The 14,552-nt window shown below is 60.8% G+C and carries 11 protein-coding genes; 6 read left to right on the top strand and 5 right to left on the bottom strand.

Going from position 1 to position 14,552, the window contains the following annotated elements:
* Positions 1 to 111: 111 nt before the first annotated feature.
* The 4 genes from JFN91_RS02205 to JFN91_RS02220 form a co-directional block, all read right to left on the bottom strand.
* Complete coding sequence (locus JFN91_RS02205) at positions 112 to 1,374, bottom strand: tyrosine-type recombinase/integrase (RefSeq protein WP_199387571.1); 1,263 nt, start codon at positions 1,372 to 1,374, stop codon at positions 112 to 114.
* Positions 1,375 to 1,568: 194 nt separating this feature from the next.
* Positions 1,569 to 4,355, bottom strand: coding sequence for a GPMC system transcriptional regulator (locus JFN91_RS02210; RefSeq protein ID WP_199387572.1), 2,787 nt, complete (start codon positions 4,353 to 4,355; stop codon positions 1,569 to 1,571).
* 215 nt (positions 4,356 to 4,570) lie between these two features.
* Positions 4,571 to 6,415 carry a TIGR04442 family protein gene (locus tag JFN91_RS02215; RefSeq protein WP_199387573.1) on the bottom strand — a complete coding sequence of 615 codons (1,845 nt, stop codon included), beginning with the start codon at positions 6,413 to 6,415 and terminating at the stop codon, positions 4,571 to 4,573.
* A gap of 37 nt (positions 6,416 to 6,452) precedes the next feature.
* Positions 6,453 to 7,208 (bottom strand): GPMC system MBL fold metallohydrolase, encoded by a 756-nt coding sequence (locus JFN91_RS02220; RefSeq protein ID WP_199387574.1) that lies wholly within the window; start codon positions 7,206 to 7,208, stop codon positions 6,453 to 6,455.
* Positions 7,209 to 7,339: 131 nt separating this feature from the next.
* Between JFN91_RS02220 and JFN91_RS02225 the strand changes: the two genes are divergently transcribed.
* The 6 genes from JFN91_RS02225 to JFN91_RS02250 all read left to right on the top strand — a co-directional run bounded on the left by JFN91_RS02225 (position 7,340) and on the right by JFN91_RS02250 (position 13,094).
* The gene (locus JFN91_RS02225; RefSeq protein WP_236014874.1) at positions 7,340 to 8,389 is read left to right on the top strand and encodes a GPMC system family 4 glycosyltransferase; all 1,050 of its coding nucleotides are present in this window, start codon (positions 7,340 to 7,342) and stop codon (positions 8,387 to 8,389) included.
* A 274-nt stretch (positions 8,390 to 8,663) separates the two neighbouring features.
* On the top strand, positions 8,664 to 10,169 hold the full coding sequence (locus JFN91_RS02230) for a methylmalonyl-CoA carboxytransferase subunit 5S (RefSeq protein WP_199387575.1): 1,506 nt from the start codon (positions 8,664 to 8,666) through the stop codon (positions 10,167 to 10,169).
* 28 nt (positions 10,170 to 10,197) lie between these two features.
* Positions 10,198 to 11,742, top strand: a complete 1,545-nt coding sequence (locus tag JFN91_RS02235; protein ID WP_199387576.1) for an acyl-CoA carboxylase subunit beta — start codon at positions 10,198 to 10,200, stop codon at positions 11,740 to 11,742.
* 10 nt (positions 11,743 to 11,752) lie between these two features.
* Positions 11,753 to 11,953, top strand: a complete 201-nt coding sequence (locus JFN91_RS02240; RefSeq protein ID WP_199387813.1) for a hypothetical protein — start codon at positions 11,753 to 11,755, stop codon at positions 11,951 to 11,953.
* 147 nt (positions 11,954 to 12,100) lie between these two features.
* Positions 12,101 to 12,508 carry a biotin/lipoyl-containing protein gene (locus JFN91_RS02245; protein WP_199387577.1) on the top strand — a complete coding sequence of 136 codons (408 nt, stop codon included), beginning with the start codon at positions 12,101 to 12,103 and terminating at the stop codon, positions 12,506 to 12,508.
* 121 nt (positions 12,509 to 12,629) lie between these two features.
* On the top strand, positions 12,630 to 13,094 hold the full coding sequence (locus tag JFN91_RS02250) for a CHRD domain-containing protein (protein WP_199387578.1): 465 nt from the start codon (positions 12,630 to 12,632) through the stop codon (positions 13,092 to 13,094).
* Positions 13,095 to 13,228: 134 nt separating this feature from the next.
* Here the strand turns inward: JFN91_RS02250 and rmuC are convergent, their stop codons facing one another.
* The gene (gene rmuC / locus JFN91_RS02255) at positions 13,229 to 14,551 is read right to left on the bottom strand and encodes a DNA recombination protein RmuC (protein WP_199387579.1); all 1,323 of its coding nucleotides are present in this window, start codon (positions 14,549 to 14,551) and stop codon (positions 13,229 to 13,231) included.
* Position 14,552 lies beyond the last annotated feature (1 nt).

The raw sequence follows: 14,552 nt of genomic DNA on the forward strand, positions 1-14,552 counted from the left end.
AGACGCTAAATGTTAGGCCGGCACTGATATTTGTGAAAGCAACACGAGGAAGCAACCATAGCGCTGACCTGACCGACAAGCTCTGTCGGGTCAGCGCCGACTCAATTCGCGTCAATGAAGCTGTAGCACCTTAGCTGTTCCCTCCTTCATTAACCGCTCAAGTTCGCCAGCAATGGTCTGCAAGGGCCTGCGCAGATCTTCAACGTCAGTCGCATCGTAGTGCCGCCCGGAAATCGTGCTGTCCACGTGGTTGGTGAGCCTGTCCGCGTCCTCGAAAATTTTCAACCGCCGAGCCGTGGTTATAAAGGTCCGGCGCAGGCCGTGCACGGTGATGTTCAGCCCGGTGTTGAGCTTAAGCGCTGTAGCCATGAGCCTGACGTGCCCGGTCTTGTTGGTGCTGTAGCGAACCGTCTTCACCGCCGGGAATACAAAAGGACAACCCTCCTCGCGTTGCGCAAGCCTCCGTTCCAGGATCTCCAGCGACTGGCGGCAGAGCGGAGCATACAAAGGCCTGCGGTTTTTGGTGTCGGGTATGGTCAGGGTCAGCCGGTCCAGGTTGACGTACTCCCATCGCAGGGTGGCAGCCTCCTGGCTCCTCAGGCCATGGTAGAGGCAGAACAGGTAGCAGTCCCGGATGTTCTCGTTGAACTTCTGGATCCCCTGGTAGAAGATGCCGAACTCCTTCCCCTCCAGTCGCTCGGTCCTCGCCTGGATCTTCTTCATGTGCTTGCCGAACCGCAGCACGGCCAGCGGATTAGTGGCGACGACACCCGGGTATTTCACCCGTGCATAATTGATGATCGCCGCAAGCATGACAAATGCGTTTCTGGCGCCGTAGGGGCCATGGCCGATTTCCGCTTGCCGGTAACGGTCAATGACCACCTCTGGTGTCAGTTTCCCGATCTCGGCGAGGGGGAGGGAGAGCCAGGTTTCGAAGTGGCGGGTGACGATGTTGGTGTACCCCCTGACGGTTGATGGTTTGTAGCTGTTCCCTTCCGCAGTCTTCTTCTCCAAAAAGTATGCCTCCAGCATTTGCGCCAGGGTGACATCCGACCCGTGCATTTTGGTCTGCCCCCGCTTGATCTCGAGGCGCACGCCGGGGACAAACCCCTTGTCGCGGTCGTCATACCCCTGGATCTCCTTGCGCGCCTGTTCCAGTGTGATCTCTCCGAACCGCCCCAGCGTCTTGCGCACGCTGCGGTATCCGGTCTTCGAGCCCGCATCGCGGATGTCGACCTTCACGAAGAAGGTCTTGGACGAGTTGCCCACCCTCAACCCCAGGCCGCGTGTCTCGGTGTCGAAGTAATCCACCCGCTCCCCGGGAGGGGCTGCCAGCTTTTCCAGCGTCGACTTGGTAAACTTGATCTTTGGCATTGGCACCACAATTAGAATATTTTTATCGTACCCAGGCCTAAAAAAAGGGGGGCTGGGTACGATATGGGTACGAAGATCAGTAAAAAACCCGCTAAATCTGGCTTACAGATTAGCGGGTCTTTATGGCGGTGTCAACTTCTAAGTAATTGTTTTTTATTGATAAATATCCTTGTTTAACACTCCTTTAAAAGGGGTCAAATCTTCACCGTCTTGTAAAGGAAGTTTTTGAACCGGAAGAACCGCTTCCTCTCTTCCTCATCCTCCTGCGGGGAGCCGGTGACGGCTTTCAGGTGCCGGGCGACTTCGGGCATGCTCTTGCCGGCAACACTCCGGCTTCTCTCCACGACCAGCCGCACCACGTCCTTCGAGATCCTGCTCTGCGAGTACGGCTCGTACACGGCTTCCCAGAAGTCCTTCCCAGCTTCGATGTCGCTAAGGATGTCGCTGGCCACTTCCTCGGCCAGCAACTCAAAGGCCGGGACCACCTGCTCGCGCGAACCATCCCTGATGGCCTTCCGGATGTCCTCGCCGGTCACCATCTTCCCGGTCCTGAAGAACAGGGCGCGCAAGAGGATACTCCTCAGCTCTCGGATGTTCCCCTTGTAGTTATGGCCCACCAGCGCTTCCTTGGCGTCTTTGGAAAGGCTCGGTTCGTCGTCGCGGCCGGCTTCCTCGGTGCTTCTGTAGGTACGGTAAAGCTTGCCCAGGAAGTGGGTGGAAAGGTCGGGGATGTCTTCGCGGCGCTCGTTCAGGGACGGCACCACAACGGAGAGCTCGGTGAGACGGTGGTACAGGTCTTCACGGAAGTTGCCGAGGGCGATCTCCTTTCTCAGGTCCTTGTTGGTGGCGGCCACCAGTAGCACACGGCTGATCCTCTCCCGGTTCTCACCGAGACGGACGAACCCGCCGTTGTCCAGGAAGCGCAGCAGCTGTACCTGGGTCTTCGGGTCGGCATCGCCAATCTCGTCCAGGAAGACGATGCCGCCGGAGGCTTCCTCCAGGATCCCTTTCCTGTCGCTGTAGGCGCCGGTGAAGGCGCCCTTGATGTGCCCGAAGAGCTCGGAGTAGGTGAGATCCCCGCTGTAGGCGGCGATGTTGGTCTTCTTGACCGGCAACTCGCCGTCGGGGTTGATCTGCTGCCGGTACAACTCGTTCAGCTTGTTGTACAGGTTGTTGAAGAAGAACTCCTTCCCCGCGCCGGTAGGGCCGAGCACCAGGATGGAGGGGAGGCCGATGGTGGCTTCCTGCAGCACGTGCCGGCTCCAGAGGGCGATCCGGTTGGAGAGCGGCTGCGACACGGTGTTGATGAAGGCAACGATCTCCTGGGCCTTGCGGCTGTTGCCGATGATGTTGCCTAGACGATAGGAGGAGACCTTCGGGTCTTTGTAGGCGATGTCGCTTTGCAGCTTGTTCACCTCGGACTGCAGCCGCTCGATACGCTGGATGTCGGAGATATGCCGCGAGGTGAGGCGGTCGATGATCTGAAGGATGCGCTTGTGCTCTTCGGTGAAGTACGCGTCCTGAAGCGAGTTGAGGCAGATGACGGCAATGACCTCGTCGTCGCTGATCACCGGCACGGCCATCTCGCTCTTGATCAGCTCGTTCATGGGGCGATGAAAGCCTTCGTGCTGCGTGGTGTCCGCGACCTGCCCGATGATCTTGGGTTCCTTGGTCCAAGCCACGTAGCCGGTGAGACTGCGCTCCTGCGGCGGAAGATCGCTGCCGCCGATCTTGAAAGGGGGAATCTTCTTCTTCAACCATTCCTTGTTCTTGGCGCCGACGATGGTCCCCTCCTCGTTCTCGACGACCAGGTACTTCTCCCCTTCGCGCTCCTGCACGATGGCGATGCTGCCGGTATCGGCGCCAATCAGCTCGGTCGCCTTGGAGAGCACCTTGGTCAGGAAGGGGTGCAGCCCCTCGTTGCGTTCCTGAAGCAGGTCGGAGATTTCGGAGAGGACCTTGATTTCGAGGTGCTCCCCACCGACTTCGTTGATGACCCGTTCCACCATCTCGGCGTGGGTCTGCAGCAGCCCTTCCTCGAACTCGGAGAAGCTGGCGAGTTGACGGGTGAAGTAGTTGATCAGGCAGATGAGCCGCCGCGTGCCCGGCTCGATGCGTGGCACCATGTACAGCGTTCTCAGCCCCATCTCCTCGGTAAGCGCCCGGCGCTGGATGGTCTGGTCCTGGAGGTCGGCGATGAAGAGCGGCTTCAGGAGCTGGTCGTCGGTTACTACCCCAGCCTCGTTGACGTAGCGCGACACCAGCGAGGTGCCGTGTTTCAGGTCTATGCTGCCGACGTTGTCGTAGCGGGCTTTGAGGTCCGCGTCTTCTGCGTGGCTCGCCAGCACCTCCATGCCGCCGCGCGCCGGAACCAGGACCGAGGCGAGGGTCAGCCCATCGATCAGGTTGACTGCAGAGCGCACCATGAAACCAGCCGCCTCTCTTCTCTTGTAGACCTCGACGCGGCGCGCCAGCAACAGTTGCTGGTGGTACTTGCGGGCCTGGTCCACCCGCTCACCTGCTCTGGCCAGGAACGGCACCAACATCTCGATCCGATCGCGGGACAGGAGCTGACCGTCCACGCAGACCACGCCGATCGACTTGCCGTCGTTGGTTATCGGGAGCATGGTGGTGCCGTCGATGCTGAAGCGGCGGGAAAAGTCCTGGTCCAGTGGGAGGCCACTCTCGGCCGGGCGCAGGAATTGGGAAGGCATCTGGGTGACGAAGGTATTGGAAACGCCGGCTTCGGCCGAGATGATAGGGAAGGTCGCCTGGCGGATCTCGTCGGCGAAGCTGCCGCAGACGAAGGCGCAGGAAAGCGCGCCGCGGGTCAGGTCTTCGAGGTAGATGCGCACCCGTTCCTGGTCCGAGACCAGTCGCGCTCCTTCACCGACCAGGTGCAGCGTTTCGTCGAGGTTCTCTTTGCCGAAGGAGGCGATGCGGTCGCCTAGCGTCTTGAGTTGCGGCTCTGTAACGGACATGTGCTCCCCTGAGTACAAAAAATACACACTGTGCGACAGTAGTGGAAATGGCGGCGGGTGTCAAGGGTGCAAGGGAGTGATGGGAGTGATGGGAGTGATGGGAGTGATGGGAGTGATGGGAGTGATGGGAGTGATGGGGGCGCCACAGCTGGCGGTAGGGCGGTGGCAGGAGATGAGGGGGGGGTAGGGGCAAATAATCATTCGCCCCCTGCCGTTTAGTTGAACCCTTTCCTGATCTGGTACAGCTCCTCCAGGTTCAGGCCGTTGAGCTCGAAGAATTCGCGCTCGAGTTCCTCGACGTAGAAGCGGTCCAGACCCGAGTTCTCCAGGAAGTCCTCACGCAGCGAGGAGTTCTTCTCGAGGATGATCTGTGGCAGCAGGTTGTGGATGTAGACCGCCTCTTTCTTGATGGTGAGGATGGCCTCGTGGAACAGGTGGTCCGGGATCTCTTCGTCGATGAGCTTCTTGTTGAGCAGTTCCTCGGTGAGCTCCTTCTTGAGCGCGTCCTGGTCCGCCTTGGTGGCGTATTTCGAGTAGAAGTTGCGGATGCGGTCCTTGACGTGCTCAAGCAGGGTGAGGTGCAGCCGCTCGTCGCTGTCGATGCGCACCAACTGCTCCAGGAGCGCGGTCGTCGTAAGCCGGTTCTCTTCGATGAGTTTCAGTCCCGAGGCCAGGTGGCTCACCTTCTTGCGGCCGTAGATTCCCAGGTACTTGTCCTCGAAGATGCCGGAGAGGAAGAGCTTGGTGAATAGCTGCGGGGCCAGCATGTCGAAGGCGTGCTTGTTGCCCAAAAGGCTTCGGATCATCTCCTCCGAGATCCTGACGTTCTCCATGAAGGCAAGCTGGTTGATTGCAGAGGAGGTGGCGTCGTAGCGGTCGAAGTAGGTGATGATGTAGGAGTACCCCTCCAGAATCGATATGTCGGCGCCGTCGCGGATCTTCTCGTCGCAGGCCTTGCTGGCGTCGAGCAGCATCTCTTCGAAGGCATGGTCGCGGTTCTCCGCCGCCTGCTTTTTGGCGAAGAGAAGCTTCAGCATGTCCTCAGGCTCGATGGTGCTCTCGATGTGACGTTCTGAGAGGAACATCCCTTCCAGGATCTGCCTGGTTTCGGAGATGTAGTTGCTCTCCTCGAGGTCGACCAGTTTCTTGTCCTTCTTGAGCATCTCGTCCAGCGTATAGAAGAGCGCTCCCGGGATCTTGTTGCGCACCGACAGCGTCTTCAGGCGAGTCAGGCGCGCGTTCTCCAGCTTGTTGATCTCGCCCTTTCGGTTGCAGGCGATCAGGATGTTCTTGTACTCGTCGACGATGCGCCGGTTGTCCGGATGCTTGTACATCACGTCGATGCGGATGCGTTCCTGCTGGTAACGGTCGATGCCGTAGCGCTCGGCCAGCATGGCCAGCGACTGGAACTCGGCATCGGTTATCTTCTTGTTGTTGAAGTAGAGCGACTTGAAGGCCTCGCTGTACTCGCGGTGCCGGATGTTGATCAGCTTGAACAGGAAGAGGTGGGCGCTAGGATCGTCGACGATGTCCAGGATCTCCTGGATGATCAGGTTGTCCTGTTCCTCCCCGACCGCGCCAGAGCGCTTGAGCGCCTTGCCCAGCACCCTGAGGATCCGCTCCTGCTGGTCGTGCATGGGACCGCTGAAGTCGGCACCGGTGAGGGCGAAGAAGTAGTTGAAGATGGCGTTGCCGTCGAAGAAGATCTTGTCGTAGCTGACGTATCCTTCGGTGCGGTCGCTGAACCTCAGTGTCCCGCTTCTGTGGTCGTAGTGGGTGCCGTAGATGATGAGGCGGTTGGAGACCTCTTCCTTGGCCAGGTCGGCGATGGGCTGGTCCACGCCGAACATGTACTCGCAGAAGGAACCGCCGTTGCCCCGGTGGCTGATACCGTTCTTGGCGATGATGAATTCGTTGCCCGGAGAGAAGAAGCGGATCTCGTCGGGATCGGAGGGGTCGGTGTTGAAGAAATAACGGTTGTACGCCTCGCTGCCCGCCGTGATGGCGTAGAACTCGATCTGGTCGTTTGCATAGCCGTGCAGCCGAATGTCTCTGAACATCAGTTCCGTCCGTTTCTCAGGTTCATTTGGTTCGTCTTCAAAGCTCGACCGTCATGCCGTCGTAGGCGAATTCAACACCCTGGGGGAGTCGCGCCGCGTCGCTGTGGTGCACCTCGTGGGTCAGGTGGGTCAGCACGGTGCGTCGGGGTTTCAGGATTTCCGACATCTTGAGCGCACCCTCCACGTTGAAGTGATTGGGGTGCGGGGAAAAACGCAGGCCATCGATGATCATCAGGTCCAGTCCCTGTAACAGGGCCAGCGACTCTTCCGGGATCTCGCTGCAGTCGGTGAGGTAGGCAGCGTTGTCGAACCGGTAGCCGGTGGCCAGGAAGGAACCATGCCGGATCGGCACCGGCGTCACGCGGCAGCCGAACAGGTCAAAGGGATCCGCAACCGGGAAAGCCTCCAGCAGCGGCCAGTACCCCTCGGAGTGCAGCCCCTCGAAGATGTACGAGAAGTTGGTGCGAACCTGGTCGATAGTCTCCTGGCTGGCGTAACACGGGATCACCCTGCGGTGGATGAAGTGAAAGCCGCGCAAGTCATCGATGCCATGGATGTGGTCGGCGTGGGTGTGGGTGAGCAGAACGGCGTCGATCTGCGGAATCCCTTCCCGCAGCGCCTGCATCCTCAAGTCGGTCGAGGTATCGACGAGGATGCGTTGGCCGCCGGATTCGACCAGGATGGAGGCACGTGTTCTCTTGTCGCGCGGGTCAGAGGAACCGCAGACCTGGCAGTGGCAGCCGACCATGGGGACCCCGGTCGAGGTACCAGAGCCGAGGATGGTAATTTTCATGTGTCGCACCTCGGAATGCGGCTAAAGTACCATGATCCTTTGAGTGAGGCAAGGGGTTTATCCCTTGCCTAGTGCGGGTTTTACGGCTATTATCTGAACCTGTTGCGGCCGGTGTTTTCTAATGATGGTCGTTGCAAAAACTCAAGCAGAGGTTCTTCATGCGTGTCGGCATCATCGCCCCCAACTACTATCCCGCGGAAACCGGCAACGCCGTCACAGTAAGGCGCATCGAAGGGCAGCTCAGGCTCTTGGGGTGCGAGGTGCGGGTTTTCCCGGTGGGGCGGCTGGCGGGCGAGCGTCTGCAGGCCGAAGTCGAGGAGTTCGCGCCGCAACTGTTGCATGCCTTTCATGCCTATCACGGGGGCAGGGTGGCGCACGCGCTGTCCAAGTCCCTTGGCGTCCCCTACCTGATTACCCTGACGGGAACCGACATCTACCAGGCGCTGAGCGATCAGCGCGGCCTGGAGATGCACGGCGCGCTGCGCCACGCCTCGCGGCTGGTCGCCTTTCACGCGTGCGTCAAGAAGCGTCTGGGTGAGCATCTGCCGAGTCTCGAAGAGCGGACCGTCCTGATCCACCAAGGGGTGGAGCTCCCGGCGGAATACGCTCCCCTGGCGGGCGTGGAGGCACGGGATGAATTTGTTTTCCTGCTCCCCGCCGGCCTGCGCCCGGTGAAGAATGTGATGTTCCCGCTGGCCCCATTGGCGGAACTGCATGCCCGCTACCCCCAGGTGCGGCTGGAACTGGCCGGTCCGGTGCTCGAGCCGGCGTATGCTGCGGAGGTAATGGAAGCGTTGGAGCAGTATCCTTTTGCACGTTATCTGGGTGTCGTCGCCCACGATGTCATGGGAGATCTGTACCGGCGGGTCGATGTGGTACTGAATACATCCGTTACTGAGGGGGGCATGGCCAACACGGTCCTCGAGGCCCTTTCCTATGCCAAGCCGGTCCTGGTTTCCGACATTGAGGGGAACCGTTCCATCATTAAAGACGGTGTCGCCGGTCTGGTGTACCATGATGCCGCCGATTTCTGCCGCAAGGCCGAGCACCTGGTGACCGACGCGCAGTTGCGCGACCGGCTGGGGAAAAACGGCAGGTGTCTCGTGCGTGACAGCTGTTGTCCTGAGAAAGAAGCCGGCGCCTACCTGGCCCTCTACCGCGACATCCTAGCTGCTGCGTAGCTGCCCAGTGCCACGCGCGCCCGTCCCCCTATAAGCACGCTCAGTTTTTGTCCACCCAGCGATCCCCGTCCACCGGGTCCACCGCGTCCACTTTTGTCCATGTCGTCCACCTGACGCTGCCCCTCGGCCGCCGTCGGTGCCCCATTGCCGTAGACTGTCCCACCCCCTCGGCCGCCGTCTCCCCCCCACTGCCCTCCCCACCTTAAAATAGACATTAACTCTTGCCAATGAGCCTCCTTCCCGTACACTATCCCTTCGTGGAAAGGGGGGAGATATGAACCGTATCATCGACATCACCGAACTGGCCCTGCGCGATGCCCACCAGAGCCTGATAGCGACCCGCCTGGGCATCGACGACATGATCCCTGCCTGCGAGGACCTCGATAATGCTGGCTTCTGGTCCCTGGAGTGCTGGGGGGGCGCCACCTACGACGCCTGCATCCGGTTCCTCAACGAGGACCCGTGGGTGCGGCTGCGCACCTTCAAGTCGCTTATGCCCAAAACCCCGTTGCAGATGTTGTTGCGCGGCCAGAACCTGCTCGGCTACCGGCACTACCAGGACGAGGTGGTGGACCGCTTCGTCCAGAAGAGCGCCGAGAACGGCATCGACGTCTTTCGCATCTTCGACGCCCTTAACGACCTGCGCAACATCGAGCGCTCGGTCCAGGCGGTGAAAAAGAGCGGCAAGCACGCCCAGGGCGCCATCTCCTACACCGTGAGCCCGATCCACACCACCCAGGCCTACCTGGAGCAGGCCAAACGCCTGGTGGAGATGGGGTGCGATTCCATCTGCATCAAGGACATGGCGGCGCTCATCAAGCCGCAGGCGGCCTACGAGCTGGTGCGTGGCATCAAGGAGTATTGCGGCGAGCAGACCCGCGTGCAGTTGCACGTCCACGCCACCACCGGCGTCACCATGGTGAGCCTGATGAAGGCGGTGGAAGCGGGGGTGGACTGCGTCGACACGGCGGTCAGTTCCATGTCGCTGGGACCCGGACACAACCCGACGGAAAGCTTCGTGGAGATGCTGGAGCATACCGGCAACGCCACCAGGATCGATCTCGGCCGGATGCTGCGCGTGAAAGAGCATTTCTCCAAGATCCTGCCGCGCTACCGGGAGTTTCTCTCCACGGTGACCGGCGTCGAGACTGAAATCTTCAGGAGCCAGATCCCCGGCGGCATGCTTTCCAACATGGAAAGCCAGTTGAAACAGCAGGGGGCGGCAGATCGCATGCACGAGGTGCTGGATGAGATCCCGGTGGTGAGAAAGGACACCGGGTACGTCCCGCTGGTGACCCCCACCAGTCAGATCGTGGGGACGCAGGCAGTGCTCAACACGCTGATGGGGCGCTACAAGGTGCTGACCGGCGAGTTCGCGGACCTGATGCTCGGCTACTACGGTGCATCTCCCGGAGAGCTGAACCCGGAGGTAGTGGAGATGGCTCGCAGGCACGCCAAGAAGGAGCCCATCACCGTCCGTCCGGCGGACCTGCTCGAACCGGAATGGGACAAGCTACGGGCGGCGGCGCTGCCGCTGGAGGGATGTGACGGCAGCGACGAGGATGTGCTCACTTACGCGTTGTTCCCGCAGGTGGCGCCCAAGTTCTTTGCCAGTAGACACGAAGGACCGAGAAACGTCGGCAAGGACCCTGCCACCGGCGCTTCCGAAACCACCATCCCGGAGGGGCACCCCGGCAAGATCACAGGCCCCGTAACCTACACGGTCACCCTGAGCGGTCAGCAGCACAAGGTTACCGTGGCGCCGTACGGCCAGGAATAGACGCCGCACCCGCTAAAGGAGCGCGCTCATGTCGATAGAGGAAAAGGTAAAGGAACTCAACGAGAGGAAAGAGCGGCTGAAGCTGGGAGGAGGGCGGGCCAAGATCGACCAGCAGCACGCCCAGCAAAGTCTAACCGCGCGGGAGCGCATCGAGACGCTCCTTGACAAGGACAGCTTCCAGGAGGTCGGCCTCTTTGCCAGGCACCGCTGTACGAACTTCGGCATGGCGGGCAAGGAGTTTCCGGCGGAAGGCGTGGTGACCGGTGCCGGAACCGTCGGTGGCCGGTTGGTGCACTTGGCCAGCCAGGATTTCACTGTGGCTGGAGGCTCAGCAGGGGAGGTGCATAGCGACAAGATCGTCCAGTCGATGCTCTCCGCCCTGAAGACGGGCACCCCCTTCGTCTTCATGAACGATTCCGGCGGTGCGCGCATCCAGGAAGGGATCGACTCCCTGGCCGGTTATGGCAAGATCTTCTACCACAACGTGATGCTCTCCGGCGTGGTGCCCCAGATATCGCTCATCTGCGGCCCCTGTGCCGGCGGTGCAGCCTACAGTCCGGCACTGACCGACTTCATCATCCAGACCGCCGGCGCGCGCATGTTCATCACAGGCCCATCGGTCATCAAGGAGGCCACCGGTGAGGAGATCACCGCCGAGGCCCTTGGCGGTCCTCTCTCCCAGATGAACTACGCGGGCGTCGCCCATTTCGTCGCGGAGAACGACCTGGTGGCGCTGCGCATCTGCAAGCGGCTGCTTTCCTTCCTCCCATCGAACAACCTCGAAGACCCGCCGCAGCTTCAGGCCGATGATATCGTGGTGCCGGACAAGACCTTGAACACCCTGGTTCCGACGGATCCGAAGAAGGGGTACGACGTGCGCCAAGTGATCACGCGTCTGGTGGACGGCGGCGACTTTTTGGAGGTCCAGCCGCTGTTCGCGCCCAACATCGTGGTGGGGTTTGCCAGGATCCTGGGTCGCAGCGTGGGCGTGGTGGCAAACCAGCCCAGCGTGCTAGCGGGCGCCCTCGACATCAACGCCTCCGACAAAGGGGCGCGCTTCGTCCGCTTCTGCAACGCATTCAACATCCCGCTGATCACACTGGTGGACGTACCCGGGTTCCTCCCCGGCGTGCAGCAGGAGCAGGGGGGGATCATCCGCCACGGCGCCAAGATGCTTTTCGCCTACTCGGCCGCCACCGTTCCCAAGATCACCGTGATCATGCGCAAGGCCTATGGCGGCGCCTTCCTGGCCATGTGCGGCAAGGAGCTGGAAACCGATCGCGTCTTCGCCTGGCCCACCGCCGAAATTGCCGTGATGGGGCCGCAGGGGGCGGTCAACGTGATCTTCAGAAATGAGATTGCGCAGGCCGAGAACCCGCAGAAGAGGCGGCAGGAGTTGATCGAGTCCTACCAGAGCACCTTCGCCACGCCGTACGCGGCAGCGGGGAGGCGCGACGTGGACGATATCATCGAGCCTGCCGAGACCAGGCGCCACCTGGCCATGACGCTCGACATCCTGCATAGCAAACGCGAGTTCCGGCCCATGAAGAAGCACGGGCTGATCCCGCTGTAAGGAGGAGGCCGTGGAAGAGCACGCAGGGAACCATGAGGAGATAACGCCGGAACTGCTGATGGTGATGTCGGCGTCGATAGCGGCATACCTGGGCAGGACCGTCCGCATCAGGAAAGCGAGGTTCCTCGACCCGATGCAGGTCAACGCCTGGGGCCAGTCAAGCCGCGTTGTGCTGCAGGCGTCGCACAACCTCAACGTAAGGCACCAATAGTGTTCCCTCCCCCGGAGGGGGAGGGCTAGGGAGGGGGCTGCTTGAACACGTTGCCCTCTTTCCCCCCCACCCAGCCTCCCCCCTCCGGGGGGAGGGGCAGGAACCTGAGAGGCTACAAGTGAACCGCGCAGCAATAAGGAGACCACCGTGCAGCTTACAATGACCATTGACGGAAAGAAGTACCGGGTGGATGTGGAGGTTGAGGAGGGCGAAGAGGTCCGGTTGGCAGAGTCGTATCCGACCACGACGGTGCAGGCGGCACCGGTGCCGATGGCCGGCATGCCGATGGCTGCTCCGGCACCGGTAACCGGCGCACCGCCGGGAGGCATGTCGGCGGCATCTGACAAAATCTGCCGCAGCCCCATAGCGGGCGTGGTTTTCAAGGTGGTGGCGCAGGTCGGCCAGCACCTTGAGGTGAATGATCTCCTCGTGGTCCTCGAGGCGATGAAGATGGAGACCAACATCACGGCACACATGTCCGGGAAGGTGGAAAAGATCCTCGTTTCCGTCGGCGAAGCCGTCCAGCCCGGGCAGGCCATCGCGGAATTCGAATAGTGCAGAACCCTCCGACATCGACATCTGTCAAACCAGCCCAAATTAAATGCATAGAGTTTTTTGAATATAAAGGGTACAATCGGCAATAGTGGTAGTACAAAGGATGTAAAGGAGGCAAGCGATGAGAAAGGTCAGGCTGTTACTGCTGGTGTTGGTAGCCGCGTTCTTTGCTGTCTCGACCGGCTATGCCGCTGAGCACAGCTTCAAAGCAAAATTGACCCCGAAAGAGGAAGTCGCCAAACCTGATGCCAAGTCTTCAGGCAAGGCTGAATTCAAGCTCAGTAAAGACGGCAAGGAGCTAACTTACAAGCTCTACGTCAAGAACATCATGGACGTCAGCGCGGCTCACATCCATGTGGCCAAAAAAGGGGAAAACGGTCCCCCGATTGTGGGCCTTTTCAGCGGCAGCAAGAAAGGGAAATTCTCGGGCATGCTCTCCGAGGGTAAAGTCGGTGCCAACGACCTGATGGGCGACTACAAAGGGAAGTTCGACGAACTGGTCAAATTGCTCAGGTCGGGCGACACCTACGTGAACGTCCACACCGACAAGTACCCGGACGGCGAAATCCGCGGGCAGATCAAATAACGCAGCGGTCAGTCCGCGCATAAATAAGCCCGCCGGCACCGGTTCCATGGACCGGCTGCCGGCGGGCTGTTTTTATTCGACTATCGCCCGCCCCTTGCGGGAGGGGGAGAGACGGGTAGCAGCCACCTTGCTGTTTAGGCCTCGTCGATCAGCACCACCTCACCTGGCTCTATGTCGGGACCGGCGGGGAGCTCCACCCCCAATATCCCCTTCGCCTCGTGCTCGGGCAACTCCTCGATCCCCTGCATCTTGCGCTGGATCCGGCGCGTCCTCGTTGCGGCGGTGTCGATGCTGGAGGATGCCTCGTCGAGCTTCTTCCTCGTTTTCTCCAACAGCGTCCCGAAGGTCATGAACTCTGTCTTGATGGCACCCAGCAGGCGCCAGACGTCGCTGCTGCGCTTCTCGATGGCGAGGGTTTTGAAACCGAGGCTCAGCGAGGAGAGCAGGGCCGCGATGGTGGTGGGCCCGGCGACGATGACCTTGTGCTCGCGCAGGATGGCGTCGAATAGTCCGGGGCGGCTCAAGACCTGGGCGTAGCTCGCCTCGTTGGCCAGGAACATGACCGCGAAGTCGGTGGTCTCAGGAGGCGCCAGGTACTTGTCGCAGATAAGCTTGGCCATCCCCTGCACCGTCTTGTCGAACTGCTTGGTGGCCTCGATAACGGCAGCCTGGTTCCCCTGCTCCTGGGCTTCCACCAGGCGCAGGAAGTCCTCCTGCGGGAACTTGGCGTCGATGGGGAGCCAGAGCGGTTTGTCGTTTCGCCCCGGAAGCCGTACCGCGAACTCGACACGGGCGTCGCTGCCCGGCTTGGTGGCCACGTTGGCGCCATACTGGTCCGGGGTCAGGATCTGCTCCAGGAGGTTGTGTAACTGCACCTCGCCTAAGGTGCCGCGGGTCTTGATGTTGGAGAGGACCTTTTTCAGATCGCCCACCCCGGAAGCCAGCGACTGCATCTCTCCCAGGCCCTTGTGGACCTGCTCCAACTGACCGCTCACCTGCTTGAACGACTCACCCAGGCGCTTCTCCAGGGTTTCGTGCAGCTTCTCATCGACCGTGGCCCGCATCTGTTCCAGTTTCTTCGAGTTATCCTCCTGCAGCCACTTGAGCCGTACTTCCACCGTCTCGCGCAGCTTGTCCAGGCGCTGCTCGTTGCTGGCGGTGAGATTTGCGAGTTGCTGCGTGAACCCCTCCATCTGCCCTTTCTGCAGCGACGCGATATCCACCATCCTCTTTTGCACCGCCTCGCCGAAGTTGCGCAGGTTGCCCCCCAACTCCTCGCGGTTGCGGCGCAACTCGTCCTGCAGGGTCCGCTCCAGGCGTTCCAGCCCCTTTTCCAGTTGATCGAAGCGCGCCTCAGAGGAGGAGTGCCGCTTGAGGCTCAGGTAGCACAAAAGCGTGACCGCTAAGGTGGCGGCCAGAAGCAGCAGGGTAAGCAATTGCAGGACATCCGCGTTCATG

Origin of the sequence: Geomonas anaerohicana (assembly GCF_016458305.1) — a bacterium.
Classification (GTDB): Bacteria; Desulfobacterota; Desulfuromonadia; order Geobacterales; family Geobacteraceae; genus Geomonas; species Geomonas anaerohicana.

Excerpts from the sequence above, each read along its gene's own strand:
- JFN91_RS02205 (WP_199387571.1), bottom strand. The coding sequence starts at position 1,374 with ATGCCAAAGATCAAGTTTACCAAGTCGACGCTGGAAAAGCTGGCAGCC.
- JFN91_RS02210 (WP_199387572.1), bottom strand. The coding sequence starts at position 4,355 with ATGTCCGTTACAGAGCCGCAACTCAAGACGCTAGGCGACCGCATCGCC.
- JFN91_RS02215 (WP_199387573.1), bottom strand. The coding sequence starts at position 6,415 with ATGTTCAGAGACATTCGGCTGCACGGCTATGCAAACGACCAGATCGAG.
- JFN91_RS02220 (WP_199387574.1), bottom strand. The coding sequence starts at position 7,208 with ATGAAAATTACCATCCTCGGCTCTGGTACCTCGACCGGGGTCCCCATG.
- JFN91_RS02230 (WP_199387575.1), top strand. The coding sequence starts at position 8,664 with ATGAACCGTATCATCGACATCACCGAACTGGCCCTGCGCGATGCCCAC.
- JFN91_RS02235 (WP_199387576.1), top strand. The coding sequence starts at position 10,198 with ATGTCGATAGAGGAAAAGGTAAAGGAACTCAACGAGAGGAAAGAGCGG.
- JFN91_RS02250 (WP_199387578.1), top strand. The coding sequence starts at position 12,630 with ATGAGAAAGGTCAGGCTGTTACTGCTGGTGTTGGTAGCCGCGTTCTTT.
- rmuC (WP_199387579.1), bottom strand. The coding sequence starts at position 14,551 with ATGAACGCGGATGTCCTGCAATTGCTTACCCTGCTGCTTCTGGCCGCC.